This is a genomic window from Streptomyces sp. TN58 (assembly GCF_001941845.1).
In the GTDB taxonomy this organism is placed as follows: Bacteria; Actinomycetota; Actinomycetes; order Streptomycetales; family Streptomycetaceae; genus Streptomyces.
On record NZ_CP018870.1, the window covers coordinates 6069058 to 6084252 of the forward strand.

Genomic DNA, 15195 nt, shown 5'->3' on the forward strand with positions numbered 1-15195 from the left:
CGGTCGGGACCCAGGACGGGCGAGTACGCGAAGCCCAAAGAGAGCTGCCTCCAATCAGCCGGTTCAAAGAGTTAGTTCGCGTAGTCCTCTACGCGGGAAGACGAGGTCGCGGCGGATGAAGTGCTCGGTGCCGAGGATGGCCTCCCGCTCCCGTGCCGGGAGTCCGCTCAGCAGCGCTGGAAGCGAGCGGCTTCGCGCCGTCTCGGAACGGTGGGCTCGGATTGCGCTCCACTTCTGGTCCAGCCAGGAACGGACGTCCACCGTCGCCGTGACCGTGGCGTCCGGGACCGTGTGGAGGCGCTTGCCGACGCCGGAGACCAGGCCGGCGAGGCCGGAGCTGGCGGACTCCGGGTGCGCCGAGAGGTAGAGGGCGGTGGGCTGCCACGGGAGCCCGGCCTTGGGAAAGGTGCCGGGAATACCAGCCGTGTGCGCGGCGAGCAGCGTGACGCGGTGGGTGTGGACGTGGTCAGGGTGCCCGGAGGACCCATGGGCGTCGTGGGTGACGATCAAGGCAGGTCGGAAATCGCGCACGTGGGCGACCAGTCGCTCTACGGTCTCGTCCAACGGCGTGTCGCGGAACGGGGGCTGCCCGGGGGCGGAGTCGGGTACGCGGAAGTCGGCGTATCCGAGCATCCGTGGCGCTCCAGCGCCGAGATGCGTCAGGGCATCGGCTAGTTCGGTCGCGCGGTGGCTGTCAGGGGCCCAGCTTGCTGTGACGACGGCGGTCCGGGCGCCAGCCGCCGCATACTTGGCGAGGACGCCGCCGGCGACGAGGGATTCGTCGTCGGGGTGCGCGTAGACCGCGAGGATGCTGGGAGCAGGCACGGGGGCTCCAATCTGTGCGTACGGGTCGGTCGGCGCGGTGGTACTACGGGCCTCGGTTCCGCGCTCAGGCTATGGCACTGTGCCTGCCCGCGCCCGCGCCACGTGCCAATCTGCGACTCAGCGTGTCCCGTCCACAGAATCCGCCTCGTCACGGCCGGGCCAGCTGACCACGATGCGGCGGTCGGTCTTCTTGACGACGTCACCGGCGGGGAGCCCGGGGTCCGGCGTGCCCGCGGGCACTACCGTCAGCCGGGGAACCGCTCGGCCCCGCAGCTCCTGGTCCCAGACCCGGACCGCGGCGGCCAGCGCGTCGGCGGCGGCCTTGCCGTCCGGCCCGAAGCCCTGGACCCCGAACTCCCACCGCTTCGCCCCCTGCGCCTCGTCGTCCTCACGCCGCTCCGTCATCAGGCAGGCCAGCGAGCGCCCCCAGACGACGGCCTCGGCGCCCGACCGCTTCGGCAGCCGCACCGGGCCCGGCCGGTCTGGATCCCCCTCCATCCGGCAGAACCCGCGCAAGGACGTGGCCAGCCACAGCTGCAGGTCTTCGAGCGTCTCCCCGGCGCGCACCGTCACCCCGGTCCACAGCTCCACCCCTCCAGCGGCCAGGGCGCGGTCGAGGCCGTCGAGCGGGGCGGGCGAGGTGTCCTCCCAGCGGATGCCGTAGCCGGTGTCCCCGATCCAGGCCGGGGTCTCGTCCCACCGGCCGGCGCCCTGCATGGGCACGAACCCGCACGGACTGATCGCCGTGGACACCAGCACCGGGCCCTGCTTGCGCAGGCCCACGGCCCGCGTGAACCCGCCGATCCGCAGCGGCACCACCAGGAGCCCGTCCTCTGCGAGCTGACCCGTCCACTGCCAGGGCACGTCGTTCGAGGCGACCGTCACGATGATGGCGTCGAAGCCGTCCGCCGGGACCAGGTGCCCAGGCGCGCCGTGGGTGCCGTCGCCCAGGACTGCCTGCACCCGCTCCGCGTACCCGGTCTCGGCCAGGAAGCGGACGCTGCGCCCGTGCACGTACGGGTCGATCTCGACGCACACCACCGACCCGGACTCGCCGACAAGCTCCGCGATCAACGATGCGTTGTAGCCACCTCCGCCGATCTCCAGGACACTCGCGCCAGGCTGGAGGCCAGCCCGGCTCAGCATGACCGCCTGCATCTCGGGCTGGGACACCGAACTCATAGGCCGCCCAGTATCCTCATCGACCACTGTGGCCACCGCCTCGTTCGCGTACGCGCGGCCGAGCGGCTGCTCGGGCAGGAAGGCATGGCGCGGTACGGCGGTGAACGCCGCCCGGAGTTCCGGGGTGTCGGTCCATCCGGCAGCGGTGAGGTCGCGGACCAGCTGCTTGCGCAGCCGTACGGCCGTGGCTGGCTCGCCGAACGTCAGCGCCGCGCCTCCGGCGGGCCGGGGGGTGTGGTGTGCGGGCGGGACGTGGGGCAGGAGCCCGGGCCACACGGTGTTCAGTGCCTGGGCGGACGCCGTGAACAGCGGCTGGGGCAGGTGTCGCAGGGCGGAAGGGGTGTGCCACTCCCACCGGCTGATCAGCTCCGGCTCGCGGGCGGCCGGCTCGCCGGTGTAGTCGGCGAGGCGGGCGATCTCGGTGACCCGGGTGAATCCGTGCGTCGAGTCGCACAGCGTGCCCAGCAGCAGAACGGCCTCTAGTCGGGCGTGCAGGCCTGCCTCCTCGGCGAGTTCACGGACGGCGGTCGCCTCGAACGCCTCGCCCGGCTCCACCTTGCCAGCCGGCAGGTCCCACATGCCGCGGGAAGAGTTCCAGCCGAGTAGGACCTGCCCGCACTCGTTGGTGACCACGACCGCGACGCCGGCCATCGCGGCCGGCTTGGGCGTCCGCTTCTCGCTGTACGTGACGGGGGCGGTCCTGGGGCTGCGCAGCACGAGGATGGTGGAGCCTTCGGCCTCGAAGCGCTCGTTGTGCTGCCAGCCGTCGCAGAGCTGGTCGATCTCGGCGTCGTCCAGGCAGATCCCGCGCAGCTCTTCCGGGTGCCGACCGGCGTGCGGGGTGATCACGCACAAGACGCCGTCCTCGTCGAGGAGGGCGGCGAGTTCGGCGACGGTGCGGGTGCGGTCGGGCAGGTGGGCCAGGGCCCGGCGCATGGTGATCAGCCGATAGCCACCGGAGCCGGCCGGGGCGAGGGCGGAGAGGTCCCCGCTGGTCAGGTCGAGATGGTGGCAGCGGACCCCGGCCGAGGACGCGCTGGTCTTGTCGACGGCGGACTGGGCCCAGTCCACGGCGTCGACCTGGTACCCGGCGGCGGCGAGGAAGCGGGCGAGCTCACCGGTCCCGCAGGCCACATCCAGGGCCCGGGCCTCCTCGGCGCCTTCCGGCAGGGCCAGGTGCTCGGTGAGGATGGTCTTCTCGGTGGCGCTCAGGGGGCGGAAGTCTCGGCCAGCCTCGTAGTGGGCGTGCCAGTCCTGTGCGGTGTGCGTGGTGCTCATGTGCTGCGGCGCTCCCTGTTCGTCGGGTGGCTCAAGAGAGGTCGGAGTGCTGGGAGGTGGGCCCGTAGAGGGCTTCCGGCTTGCTGGTCATAAGGGCCCAGTAGCGGTCGCCGACGGTGCAGCCGGGCTTGGTGGGAGAGGCCGTCGGCGAGGGTGTAGCAGTGGCCCCTGCTCTCCTCCGGGCTGGCGTTCACGCGGGTGCCCATGTCGAGCTCGGTGCCGTCCGCGTCGACGAGGGTCAGGTCGACGGCCGCGCCGGCGCTGTGCGGGGCGATCTCGGGCGGTGACACGTACCGGCTCGCCTGCGCCCGCAGTTCCTCCGCCGGCCAGTCGCCGTGGGCCGCGCGCAGCTCGGCCGCGTATTCCTCGAAGTACCGCTGCTGCAGGGCCGGCGGCCGAAACCCTTCGACGATGAGCAGGCGCAGCCCTTCGGGTAGCAGCAGCTGCGCCTGCAGGAGCCGGTCGAGGACTCCGGAGCGTAGGTGCGCGAAGGCGTACGCGGGATCGGAGCGGCGGTCATCGAGGAGGAGCTCTCCGCCTGCGCGGACATCGGCCAGGGGCTCGCCGTTGTCCGCGACCGGGATGGCGGCGACCCGCGGGTCGGACATCAGGACGATGCTCATCTAGACCTCCCAGTCCCAGGTGTCGAAGTACGCCGGGATCCCGGTGCGGAGGGCGGCCATCACGGCCTCGAGCCGGGCGTAGTCGCGACCCGGCATCAGGCCCTGCCACTCAGGGACGGCCAGGGCACGGACCTCGTCGTGCTCGTCCGGGTCCAGCACGATCCCCGCAGGCTGCCCGGGGGTGAGCCGGCCGCCGTCGAAAACCCATCCCGCGGTGGCCAGCGGCCAGTCCTTGCCCGGCAGCCCGAACACCGTGGCCAGGAGCTTCGGCGGTCCCTCCACGCGGAGGCCGGTCTCCTCCCGGCACTCCCGCACGGCGGTCTCCCAGGGGCGCTCGCCCGGTTCGGCCACGCCTCCAGGCCACTGCCACGGGTGGGTACTGGAGTAGGTGGCCCGCAGCTGGACGGGCCGGTCGTCCTCGTCGGTGAAGAACACGGCCCCGAACATGCTGGCCTTCGGCAGCGTCGCCGCGAACTCCTCCGGAGGCAGCCACTTCCGCTCGCTCACGACGCGTTCCCTCCGCCGGCGGGGAAGCGCGTCATCCGCATGAGGGCCGGGTCGGCCGCGAAACCGAGCGCCTCGTACAGCGGGGCGGAACCGTCGCTGGCGTACAGCTCGTACAGGGTGACCCCGTCGTCCTCCAAGTGGTCGAGGAGCGCTGCGAGCGCGGCCTTGGCGTAGCCGCGGCGCCGGTGGTTGGGGTCGGTGGCGACGGCGTGGATCCGTACGGCCAGGCCCTTGGGGTACTTGGGGGCGGGCAGGACGGCGTGGACCAGGCCGAGGGCGCAGGTGGCGAGTCCGCCGGCGGGGGAGTCGATTACGTACGCGCGGGCGTCACCGCCGTCTTGGAGGCGTAAGGCGAGCTGGTCGGCGCACGTGGTGAGCCAGGCGTCGTCGAGGGGTTCGCTCAGGATGTGCTCTGACCGCAGGCGGGCGATCTCGGCGGCATCGGCAGGGGTGGCGAGGCGGGGTTCGGGCACGGGGGTCCTTCCTCGAACGGGTTGTAGTCGCAGACGGGTTATGGATGTTGGGCTCGGAGTCGGCGCAGGGTGCGGTGGCCGCGCTCGGTCACCTCGGGGTCGTCGCGGCTGGTGCCGTAGGCGATGCCGGAAACGGCGTCGAAGGCGGCCTCGCAGTCCAGCCGCAGCTCCTCGGCAGGGGTGAGCGATCTGCCGTACCCGTCGAGGAACGCGGCGCGCAGGTCCGGCCGGCCGGTCCAGGTGTCGCTCAGCCGCACCAAGTCCCGGGTCGCGCTGTTGTACTCGGACCATGTTGACCGGACTACTGCAGGTCAAGCCGGTGTGTCGGGAGACGCGTTGGGGCAGTGACCGGTACGAGACATACAGCCAATTGGAGGAGAGGTTGTATGTCTTTGTCTAGAGACGCCCATCGTGATCTTCGGGTGATTCGGCTTCCGCAGTGGGGCCGGGTAGTGCCGACCGGCGACGTGATCCCGTACATGGTCCTGGACCAGCAGGGCCAGCCCGTGGAGCCGATCCGTCGCTTCCTGCGAGACTTCCTGGGCCGCGGCCATTCTGCGGGAAGTGTCCGCAGCTATGCCTTTGACCTGCATCGATGGTGACGCTTCCTTCAGGCCATCGACATGCCCTGGGACAAGGTGACCTCCGACGAAGTGCGCGACTACGTGCTCTGGATGGGGCAAGCCGAGAAGCAGCGGCGCTCACCGAGGACGAAGTCCGCTGCCACAGCGGGTCAGGTCAACGCGGTGACGCGGAAGCAGTACCAGGGAGACCGGTACAGCGCGCGGACGATCAGGCACAGCAACGCGGTGCTGCGGTCCTTCTACGAGTTCGTCATCGATGAGGGCGACGGCCCGCTGGTCAACCCGGTCAGACGTGACCGGAGTCGGGGCCGGCGAGCGAATGCGCATCACAACCCGCTGGAGCCGTTTCGGGCGGAGGGGCGCCTGCGCTACAACCCGAAGCTGCCCCGGCAGCGGCCTCGGGCAATGCCGGACGAACGGTGGCTCGAGCTGTTCGCGGCGATGCGCTCGAACCGGGACCGCGCGATCCTCGCCCTCGCGGTCAGCACGGCCGCTCGGGCGAGTGAACTCCTGGGCCTGCGGGGCACAGATCTGGACTGGGGCGATCAGCTTGCCCAGGTCCGCCGGAAGGGCAGCGGAGAGTCGCAGTGGCTGCCGGCCAGCGCCGAGTCGTTCGTCTGGCTGCGGCTCTACCTTGAAGAACTCGGCCCGCTGGGTCCTAACGAGCCGGTCTGGTGGACGCTGCGGCGCCGGGAACGGTCAGGGGATGTGCTGGAGCGCCGACCGCTCACCTACGACGCGCTGCGGGCAGTGCTGCGGCGCGCGAACGACACGCTGGGCACGAACTGGACGATGCATGACCTGCGGCACACCAGCGCCCTGCGCATGGTCCGCTCCCAGCGGCTGTCCCTGCGTGACGTCCAAGTGATCCTCGGTCACGCACACTTGACCACCACCCAGATCTACCTCGTCGAAGATGACCACGAGATCCTGCGCCAGGTCCATCGGTACCTCGCCGACCAGGCAGAACCGGCAGCGGAGACAGCAACCGACCAGACTGCCGTCGGCTACGACGCGGACGACCTGGCGGTGCTGCTGGGAGGTGCTCCGCGATGACGGACACAACCGTCGTGTCGCTTCCCGCATCCCGCCCCGAGGACGCCGACACTGCCCTGGCGCCAGAGGCTCCGCGCAGGGGTCCCCTTGACGATCTTGCATCCTCGGAGCTGTTGCTGCAGCTGACCGCGCACGGCAAACGCATCGGCTACTCCGAGGGCCGGCTGCGCGACCTGAAAGTCGGAGCCCAGGGCATCCTCGATTGGCTGAGCAAGCAGCCGGGGGACGGTTGGCAGCAGCGGTGGATTGCCGCCGGAGCCGACCGCGGACTCGACTGGCTCAACATGCTGCCCGAAGGCTTTCACTCTGGTGTCGAGCGGCGGCGGGCCCTGTCCCGGATCGGAACGATCAGCCTCCTGCTGAACCGGGTCGTGCTGCCCGACTATGACTTCCTGACCTCGTTCGTTTCCCGCTCTCTGTTCCAGGAAGTGCAGCGCACTGTCCAGCCGGACCTGGCCGCCGAGATGCTCAAGCGGTCAGCTGCAGCCGGCATGCCCACGCGGCGTGTCGGAAACGGCATGAATGTGCTGGCCAAGATGGTCTTGCATACGGGAAAGAACTTCGACGAACTGTCCGGCGAGGATTTCGAGCACTTTCGAGCCTGGGGCCTGAACCGGGAGAATCGTGTCCCACCTGGCATTTTCCCGGCCTGGGATCTGCTGCGCAGTGTCGGCGTCCTGCCGGCGAACGTCAGCTTCAAGGAGTTCTGTCACCAGGGCCAGCGGTCGACCGCGGACCTCGTCGACCGCTATCGACTGCGCTGCCGAGAAGTGCGTGACGTGCTGATCCGCTACCTCGACGAGCGTCGCCCCAGCCTGGACTACCCCTCCTTCGTCTGTCTGGTCGGCCACCTCGTGGGTTCCTTCTGGTCGGACATCGAGGAACATCATCCCGACGTCAGCGGCCTGCACCTGTCCGAAGAGGTCGCGGCGGCCTGGAAGGACCGGATCAAGTACGTCACCAAGCGCCGCTCTACACCCCGGCTGCGCAAGTCCTACCTGCTCATCTTGGTCCAGGTCCGCAGCTTCTATTTGGATCTTCAGGAGTGGGCCCTGGACGACCCCTCCTGGGCTCCGCACGCAGTGCCCAGCCCGGTTCGTCGCGGCGAGACCGACGGCCTGCGCAAGCACCGCCGCAGCACGATCGCGAAGATGCACCAGCGGATCCGCGAGAGGCTGCCGCAACTACCGGTGCTGGTCGAGACAGCCGAGCGCCACCGCCGTGACCAGGAAGCCTTCCTGGCCGCGGCGAAGGCCACGGCAGTCGGAGAGACGTTCGAGCACGCCGGGGGCGCCTATCGCCGCGTGGTCTGCAAGACGCACTTGCGATCCGAACGGCGGGCCCGCACCGAAGCGGTCCTTGTCGAGGACCTTGTCACCGGCGAGACCATCGACCTGGCCCAGCGCGAGGACGAGGCATTCTGGTGCTGGGCCGTCATCGAAACCCTTCGCCACACCGGAATCCGGCGGGAAGAACTCCTCGAGATCACCCACCTCGCCCTCGTCTCCTACCGCATGGCCGACAGCGGCGAACTGGTCCCGCTCCTTCAGATCGTGCCGTCGAAGAACAACCAGGAAAGGCTGCTGCTGGTCAGCCCGGAACTGGCCAGCGTCCTGGCCACGATTATCACGCGACTACGCAACAACAACCGCGGCACGATCCCACTGACCAGCCGATACGACAATCACGAGAAGACTTTCGGCCCAATGCTGCCCCACCTCTTCCAACGACGCCCGCGCGGTCACCGCAACGAAGTGATCTCCACAGGCACAGTCCAGGACCTCCTGGACGCCGCACTCGCCCGCACCGGACTACGTGATGCCGCTGGAGAACCGCTGAAGTTCACCGCCCACGACTTCCGCAGATGTTCGCGACCGAGGCCGTCACTGGAGGCCTGCCCGTCCATATCGCCGCCCGCCTCCTGGGACACGAGGACCTCGCGACCACGCAGGCATACCTCGCCGTGTTCCAGGACGACCTCATCCGCTCCTACCGGTCCTTCCTGGCGAAGCGGCGCAGCCTTCGGCCCGAGGCCGAGTACCGGGACCCCACGGACGAGGAGTGGCGCGAGTTCCAGCAGCACTTCGCGCTTCGCAAGGTCGAGCTGGGGACCTGCGGTCGGCCCTACGGGACTCCCTGCAAGCACGAACACGCCTGCGTTCGCTGCCCGATGCTGCGAATCGACCCGAGCCAGCGGCAGCGACTGGCCGAGATCATCCAGAGCCTTACCGAGCGCATCAAAGAGGCCAAGTCGAACGGATGGCTCGGCGAGGCGGAGGGACTTCAGGGCAGTCTCCAGGCCGCGGCCAAGAAGCTGGTCACGTTGGACCAGTCACGCACCCGCAGCAAGCACACCGTCACTGAACTGGGGTTTCCTCAAATCCGGCATCCCTGACACATGCGAGGTGCGGCCCACCACCAACACGCCGCACCTCGCCTCCCGGACTGCCAGGCTGACCGCCTTCCACCACCGAAGCACTCACCGGCCCCGCCCCAGGCGGGGCCTCTCACTACCGTGGTCACCAAGCCAAGGCAGCTACTGTTCAGGTCCACCGCCCTGGGCCGGGCACTGCCAGTCAGCCGCATCGATCGCATCGCCCGCCATGTCACTGAGGTGGAAGCAGTTGCCGTTGGCCCATACCGTGACCGAATCCCGCCGATGGTCAACCTGGAATGGTTCATCCCCACGCAGCGTTCCGGACCAAGAACCGTCTTCCGCTGGCGAGTGAGTGACAACGACGAAGGTCTGCCCGGGCGGGAGCTGATAGGCATCTGCCCAGGGCTCCACTGTCAGCTCCAACGGTGCTTCACCTTCGTTCCTGACCAGCAGCCGTGCGGTTCCCCGAGCGAACATCTCAAGCACCTCTCGTTGCCCTGCAGACGATTGCCATGTGCCCCCCGAGGACGGACCAAGTCCCTGCCTCGACTGCTGCTCTGGGCCACTCATGACCGCAGAGTTTCTCCTTGCGGGTCAAAGCAGATCAGCCCGTACTCGCGCGCCAGCGAAGCGGCGTACTCGGAGACTTCTTCGGCCCTGCTGTAGGAAATGAGTAGGTACACGATCGGTCCCGAGGCTTCATCGATGACCGGAGGAGATGCCCATGGACTGTCATGGCCATCCTCCGGATAGCGCTCGATCAAGGCGTTCACATAGGCCTCGATGCGCGGAGAGGGCGGCCCAGCCGCATCCTCCGATTCGAGGTAGCGCTCGTACAACTCATCGAAGGCCGAGCCCGCCGCATCGTCATCGAGCGGGCGCTTACCGTCCCACACAGCAAGGTCGTAACTCACGACCAAATGATCGCAGGGGTGGTGACGGTCGAGTCGACACCCCGGGTGCCGGGGTGACCACCGCCCACGTGCGGCGGCTTCAAGGCCCTGGCCCACGCGCTCATCCTTGATCGTTTCTTAGTCCGGGAAAACCGCTCGAAGTCGAACAGCAGCGGTTCCCCGTCGCCGTCCAGCAGGACGTTGCGGTACTGCAGGTCCCCGTGCGTGGGCACGAGCGTAGGCTTCGGAAGGCCCGCGTAAGCGCCGACGAGGGAGAGCACCAGATCCTCGTCACCGGCGGCCAAGTACGGGCGGGCCCCGTCCAGATGGCGTTTGATCTTGTCCGCGGCCGTGGAGGCTGCGGCAGGCCGCTCGGGTGCGCTGCGATGAAGGACGCCCACGAGACGGCCCAAGGCCTGCTGGACGCGCGCCTCGTCGGCGGCACCGAGGACCAAGCCGTGCAGCGGGTGCCCGGGCAGCGCGGTGACCACGACGGCCCGCACCGCAGTGTCGGCGGCGACGAGACGGGGAGCACGCGCCCCGAGCGCCGGCACCCATGACCGGTACGCGGTGACCTCCCGGTCATGGAACCGCACCCCGCGGTGCCGCTTGAGGTACCAGGTGCCGCCCCCGGGCCCCGACAGCCGCCACACCCGGCTGCCGGTGCGCACCCACGACACCTCCGTCGCCTCTACGATCCGGCCGACGGCCTGCTCGGCGAACATCCGCAGCCCGTGCGGCACCTCCACTCCACAAGCGGGCGGTCCGCTCAGCAGGCGGGTGCTGTCGGGGCCGTCCGGCCGGTGCTCGATGGCGTCGTCCGGCTGTTGGAAGTGCACGGCGGCGGGCAGACCGGCGCGGTAGGCGTCCAGACCGGCCCGGCAGTACGCCACCATCGGGTCGGGCAGGGCGTCCAGCGGGTACCAGTCCATGCCGTCGCACCGGTCCGACTCCATGACCCGAGGCCGGCCCGACCAGCGGCGGACCTCGAAGAAGACGCCGATACGGGACCGGGATCCCACCGGTGGGCGGTGGTGGACGGTGACCGCCGCGGTCACATCCTCCGCCTGGATGCGCACGCCTGTTTCCTCCCGGGCTTCCCGGATGACGGCCTCGACCATGTCCTCGTCGGGGTCCAGGTGGCCGGACGGCAGATGCCGCAGGCCCGACGCATACACCGGTCCGGCCCGGCGGGACAGCAGCACCTCCGGTCCGCTCTCGCCGTCACGGCGCAGGATGAGGTGGACGTCGACCGGCACCGTCTGCCGGGCCCCGCCGCTCACCGCGCTGCCCCGGGGCGGCGGGCGAGCAGCACGGTGAACACGCCGTCCTCGTGCAGGACGCCGTCCCGCGCGTGCTGGAGCAGGAGCTCCTGAGCCTGGTCCTCGAATCCGGCGTGGTCGGCGAACAGGTCGGGCCGGGCGAAGCTGGTGGACCGCAGGTAACCCAGGACCCCGCCGGGCGTCCACGAGCGGGTGAAGGGGATGCGGTGCTCGGCAATCTCGCTGAACGCGGAGTCGGCGAGGTCGTCTTCGTAGCGACGACCCGGCTCGCGGTAGGTGCCGATGGTGCCAGCGCGGCGGCCTTCTCCCAGGTGGGACTGGATCAGGACTCTGAGGGCGGTCGTCCACTCGGCCTGGTGCGTCCAGAGACTCCCGTCACCCATGACCGCGAAGACGGCCTGGGGCGCGGCCATTCGGTCGGCCATGGCCAAAACCGCGGGGCGGTCCATCCAATGGAAGGCCCGGCAGCAGGTGATCAGATCGGCCCGGTACCCAGGTCGGGCGGGAACGAACTTCTCGGCCGGGCCCGTGTGCACCGTGGCGGTGCGCTCTCCCAGGTGCGGCCGGAGCTCGTCGAGCGCGGTGTGGAGCATGCCCGGGTCCAAGTCCACAAGGTCCAGGTGGGCTGTGGGAGGCAGGACGGGGAGCATGGAGAGGGCGACCTGTCCGGTGCCGGCGCCGAGGTCCAGCAGCGTGGGAGCCTTCGTCCCGTCCAGTTCCCCGGCCAGGAGCTGGACGACCTCCTCGGGCAGCCTTGGCCGGTAGCGGGCGTAGTGGTAGTCCACCGAGTCGAACAGGGACACGGGTCTCCGATCTCGTGGTGCGGGCGGGGGCTCAGTTGTGGAGGTGGTCGCGGCTGTCGGGGACCGGGGCCAGCCAGGGCACGGCGTGCTCGCGGTAGCTCTGGTTGATCGGAACCAAGTCGGGCGGGCTACCCAGAGCGGAGAGGGTGATCGCGATGCTGGTCGACCCATCGTCGAGGGCGCAGACCTGGCTGCCGCAGCTCGGGCAGAACCCTCGCCTGGAGTCCGGCCACGTGTAGTGCCAGGCGGGCTCGCCCCCGGCGCCGGTCCACCTCAGTCCAGCCAGGGGAAAGGAGACCCAGGACATCAGCGGGCCACCGGACAAGGTCTGGCAGTGCCCGCAGCTGCAGGTGTGCGGGTAGTCGGGCTCTCCGGTGACCGTGAACTGGACCTTCCTGCACAGGCAGCCGCCGGACCGGGCAGCGCAAGTGCGGGTGGGTGCGGTCATGGGGTGGACTCCTTCGGCGATACGGTGGGTTCGGGGGCTGGCGACGGAACGGTCGCTGCCGGCTGGAGGGCGGCGGGCAGCTGCCAGGACAACTCGGCCGGCCCGCTACCGGCGCTGACCCACTGGGTTCCGTCCGGTTCGAGGTGCAGTCGGTAGGAGGACGGGGATCCGGCCGCCTGCCATCGGGTGGCGGTGTCCTGGATCTCCGCCCAGACGTCGCGGGGCCCGCAGACCGTGACCGTCCACGTCCCGGAGCCGTCCGGCCGGGCAGTGACCCAGGACCCGCAGTCGGGGGCCCCGATGACGAGATGGTCGGCGGCCCAGTTCCGTACGAGTCCGGGGTGCAGGTGGTCCAGGGCCAGCCACAGACCGTGGGCATCATCCGGCGGCGGGCCTGTGTGCGTGGTGCGGGTGCTGCCCCCGTCCGCGGCCTCGATCCGGCTCCGCAGACCGGGCTTCAGGTACAGCTGGCTCCAGCCGTGGCCCGCCCGGTGCCCGAGCCGTATCGCTTCCAGACGGGCCCGGACGCGTCCGCTGCCGGTCCTGGTGAGGACCGCCAGGCCCGGCCAGGAAGGCGAGGACGTCGACAAGGTCGCCAGCGCCAGCCCGCTGGCGGCCAGCTGCTGCGGCCAGGCCTCCGGTACCCGGGTGACCGCATACGAGACGAAGATCCGGTCGTAGTCGGCGCTGGCGGGCCAGCCGTTGTGCCCGTTCCCCGTCACGGCCGTCGGCCGGTGGCCGAGCAACGCCAGCCGTTCGTGGGCGGCGGCGGTGACGTGCTCGTCCCGGTCCACGGTGACCACCCCGCCATCACCTGCGATCAGGCATGCGACGGCCGCGGTCACTCCCGCACCGGTCCCGACGTCCAGGATCCGCTGACCCGGCTGCAGGCCGAGACGCTGCAGGAGCGCGACGGTCATCCCGGCTGTGCTGGACATCGCCGTCATCGACCCGCCCGACCGCGGGGCCGGCACCCGGCCCAGGATCGGCTCGCCGTCGTGCTGGACCAGCACGCTCTCCCCGCCGTACAGCAGTCCGAGCAGTTCCTCCCGGTCCGCGGGCACGGCCCAGTCGAGCAGGTCCCAGCGCGGCGGGGTCTCGTCCGGCCCGCTGCGCCGCACGTAGGCCTGCGGCATCAGGACCTCGCGCGGCACCGCGAGGAAGGCGTCCCGGACCGGGCCCGCCTGGAGGTGGCCGGCGGCCTCCAGCCCGGCGACCATCTCCGCCCGCGCGGCTGCCACCTTCTCCTTAAGGGCGACTCCGGCATGGGCGGGCGGTACGAGAGGATCGAGCACGTACGACTCCTTCGGCAGGGGGCGGGGACTGCGGGCGGGACGCGCGGGGTGGTCAGGTCCACCCGAGCTCGGTGTAGGGACGACCGGCTCGGATGCCTTCGATCGCGGCCCGGGTGTAGGGGACGATCGGCTGCGGAAGGGCGTCGGCGGGCCACCAGCTCCAGGAGACGCAACGGTCCGGCTCCCGGACCTCGGGTGTCCCCGTCCACTGTCGGGCACGGAAGACGAACCCGATGCGGGGCTGGTCCCCGGGCTTGTCGACCATGTGCACCACGTGGGCGAGCTCGACGTCGCCTGGGTCGATGAGCAGTCCGGCCTCTTCCTGGGCCTCGCGGACCAGGCAGGCCACGGCGGACTCCTGCTCGCAGTGCCCGGCGAGGAAGTGGTGGGTGCCGCCGGCGTACGCGGAGCCGGGGTGGCGCAGGCCGAGCAGCACCTGGCCGTCGCGTTCCAGGTAGAGGTGGACGCCGACGATGTGCGGGACGCTGGTGCTGCCCGCCTTCGGCCTGTCCGGCCCGCTGCCTCCGCCCTGGGGCGCCGTCGTGCTGCGGGCGGCGTGCTGGGCGTGCCTGCGTACGAGGTCCAGGGTGGAGGGGCTCAGCCGCAGGCGCGCCATGGTGTCGGGGTGGAACCAGGCTAGCATCACGCCCTCGGTGAGTGGCAGGCCGGTGGGGTCGCCGTTCCACTGGGCGGTGAACACCTGCACGGGCACGGTCAGCCCGTCAGTGCCGGTGGCGAGTTCGACGGCGAACGGCTCCACGACCCCGGGCTCGAGTCCGGCTTCCTCCCGCAGTTCACGGCGGACGGTGTCTTCGAGCGAGGTGTCGCCCGGCTCGCGGCCTCCGCCGAGCAGGGCCCAGGCCCCGGGTTCCCAGATGCCGGGGAGGTCATCGCGCAGGTGTAGCAGGTAGCGGCCGTGCCCGTCGTGGATCAACGCCGAGGCGTTGACCGGCTCGATGCGGCCGTCGAGCCCGGAGGCGCAGAGCTTCGCCCGCAGCTGCGGGGCCGTGACCTGGTCGAAGGCGACCCACTCCGGGGCGGAGACCTCCTCCGGCTGCACCGTGACCTCGACGTCCCTGTCCACGAGCTGGAAGACGAAGCGGAAGTCCCAGTGCTGGTGCGGGCCTTCGTTCTTGGCCGGGTTGGCGTCGATGTCGAAGACGTCGATGTCGATGGGCAGGGAACCGTACGAGGCGGTGGCGCACAGGGCGCCGGGCGGGATGCCGGCTTCCTCGTGGACTTCGCGGAGCGCCGTCTCCAAGAGCGAGCGATCCGCTGTCTCGACGTGGCCTCCTGGTGCGAGCATCAGCCGGAAGAGGTTGTGGTGGATGAGAAGGACACGGCGGTCGTGGTCGACGACGACCGCGCTGCACGTGATGTGCCCCGGCATGGTCGAGCGGCTCGTGGGCTCGGCGTCTTCGCCCAACAGCCGCAACAGAGGCGCCAGCAGCGGAATTTCAGCCGGGTGCCGTTCCAGGTAGGCGGTGACGAGATCGCGGATGTGGGAGCGGGAGGGCGGCACGAGAGGCCTCACAGGTTGGTGGGACGGCGGTGGAGGAGTCGGCGGC

General features: G+C 70.3%; 13 protein-coding genes and 1 pseudogene. 2 read left to right on the forward strand and 12 right to left on the reverse strand.

Features of this window, described 5'->3' with window-relative positions; genetic code table 11:
• Positions 1-63: 63 nt before the first annotated feature.
• The 6 genes and pseudogenes from BSL84_RS27410 to BSL84_RS36245 all read right to left on the reverse strand — a co-directional run bounded on the left by BSL84_RS27410 (position 64) and on the right by BSL84_RS36245 (position 5145).
• A complete protein-coding gene (locus BSL84_RS27410; RefSeq protein WP_075971354.1) occupies positions 64-825 on the reverse strand; it encodes a PIG-L family deacetylase in 762 nt (253 codons plus the stop codon).
• Positions 826-942: 117 nt separating this feature from the next.
• Positions 943-3285: a methyltransferase, FxLD system gene (gene fxlM / locus BSL84_RS27415; RefSeq protein WP_075971355.1), complete on the reverse strand. Its 2343-nt coding sequence runs from the start codon at positions 3283-3285 to the stop codon at positions 943-945.
• A gap of 31 nt (positions 3286-3316) precedes the next feature.
• A pseudogene (locus tag BSL84_RS27420) lies at positions 3317-3908 on the reverse strand (dipeptidase).
• The gene (locus BSL84_RS27425; RefSeq protein WP_324616551.1) at positions 3909-4415 is read right to left on the reverse strand and encodes an NUDIX hydrolase; all 507 of its coding nucleotides are present in this window, start codon (positions 4413-4415) and stop codon (positions 3909-3911) included. It abuts the pseudogene before it with no gap.
• The gene (locus BSL84_RS36240; RefSeq protein WP_075971356.1) at positions 4412-4888 is read right to left on the reverse strand and encodes a GNAT family N-acetyltransferase; all 477 of its coding nucleotides are present in this window, start codon (positions 4886-4888) and stop codon (positions 4412-4414) included. The genes BSL84_RS27425 and BSL84_RS36240 overlap by 4 nt, the downstream gene beginning before the upstream one ends.
• A 38-nt stretch (positions 4889-4926) precedes the next feature.
• The gene (locus BSL84_RS36245) at positions 4927-5145 is read right to left on the reverse strand and encodes a hypothetical protein (protein WP_075971357.1); all 219 of its coding nucleotides are present in this window, start codon (positions 5143-5145) and stop codon (positions 4927-4929) included.
• A 366-nt stretch (positions 5146-5511) separates the two neighbouring features.
• On the opposite strand from BSL84_RS36245, the gene BSL84_RS27440 reads away from it, so the two are divergent.
• Complete coding sequence (locus BSL84_RS27440; RefSeq protein WP_234363531.1) at positions 5512-6528, forward strand: tyrosine-type recombinase/integrase; 1017 nt, start codon at positions 5512-5514, stop codon at positions 6526-6528.
• Positions 6525-9257, forward strand: a complete 2733-nt coding sequence (locus BSL84_RS36625; protein ID WP_199838753.1) for a hypothetical protein — start codon at positions 6525-6527, stop codon at positions 9255-9257. The genes BSL84_RS27440 and BSL84_RS36625 overlap by 4 nt, the downstream gene beginning before the upstream one ends.
• 214 nt (positions 9258-9471) lie before the next feature.
• Here BSL84_RS36625 and BSL84_RS27465 read toward each other — a convergent pair whose 3' ends face one another.
• From BSL84_RS27465 to BSL84_RS27490, 6 genes are read right to left on the reverse strand one after another with little or no spacing between them, the layout of a single operon-like run.
• Entirely contained in the window at positions 9472-9819 is a 348-nt protein-coding gene (locus tag BSL84_RS27465; protein ID WP_075971361.1) for a hypothetical protein, read from the reverse strand.
• Positions 9816-11081: an NUDIX domain-containing protein gene (locus BSL84_RS27470; protein ID WP_075971362.1), complete on the reverse strand. Its 1266-nt coding sequence runs from the start codon at positions 11079-11081 to the stop codon at positions 9816-9818. The genes BSL84_RS27465 and BSL84_RS27470 overlap by 4 nt, the downstream gene beginning before the upstream one ends.
• Positions 11078-11884, reverse strand: a complete 807-nt coding sequence (locus BSL84_RS27475; RefSeq protein ID WP_075971363.1) for a class I SAM-dependent methyltransferase — start codon at positions 11882-11884, stop codon at positions 11078-11080. Before BSL84_RS27475 ends, BSL84_RS27470 begins: the two co-directional genes overlap by 4 nt.
• A gap of 31 nt (positions 11885-11915) precedes the next feature.
• Positions 11916-12332 carry a GFA family protein gene (locus tag BSL84_RS27480; RefSeq protein WP_075971364.1) on the reverse strand — a complete coding sequence of 139 codons (417 nt, stop codon included), beginning with the start codon at positions 12330-12332 and terminating at the stop codon, positions 11916-11918.
• On the reverse strand, positions 12329-13627 hold the full coding sequence (locus BSL84_RS27485) for a protein-L-isoaspartate O-methyltransferase family protein (protein ID WP_234363532.1): 1299 nt from the start codon (positions 13625-13627) through the stop codon (positions 12329-12331). Before BSL84_RS27485 ends, BSL84_RS27480 begins: the two co-directional genes overlap by 4 nt.
• Positions 13628-13679: 52 nt before the next feature.
• On the reverse strand, positions 13680-15161 hold the full coding sequence (locus BSL84_RS27490) for an NUDIX domain-containing protein (protein WP_234363533.1): 1482 nt from the start codon (positions 15159-15161) through the stop codon (positions 13680-13682).
• Positions 15162-15195 lie beyond the last annotated feature (34 nt).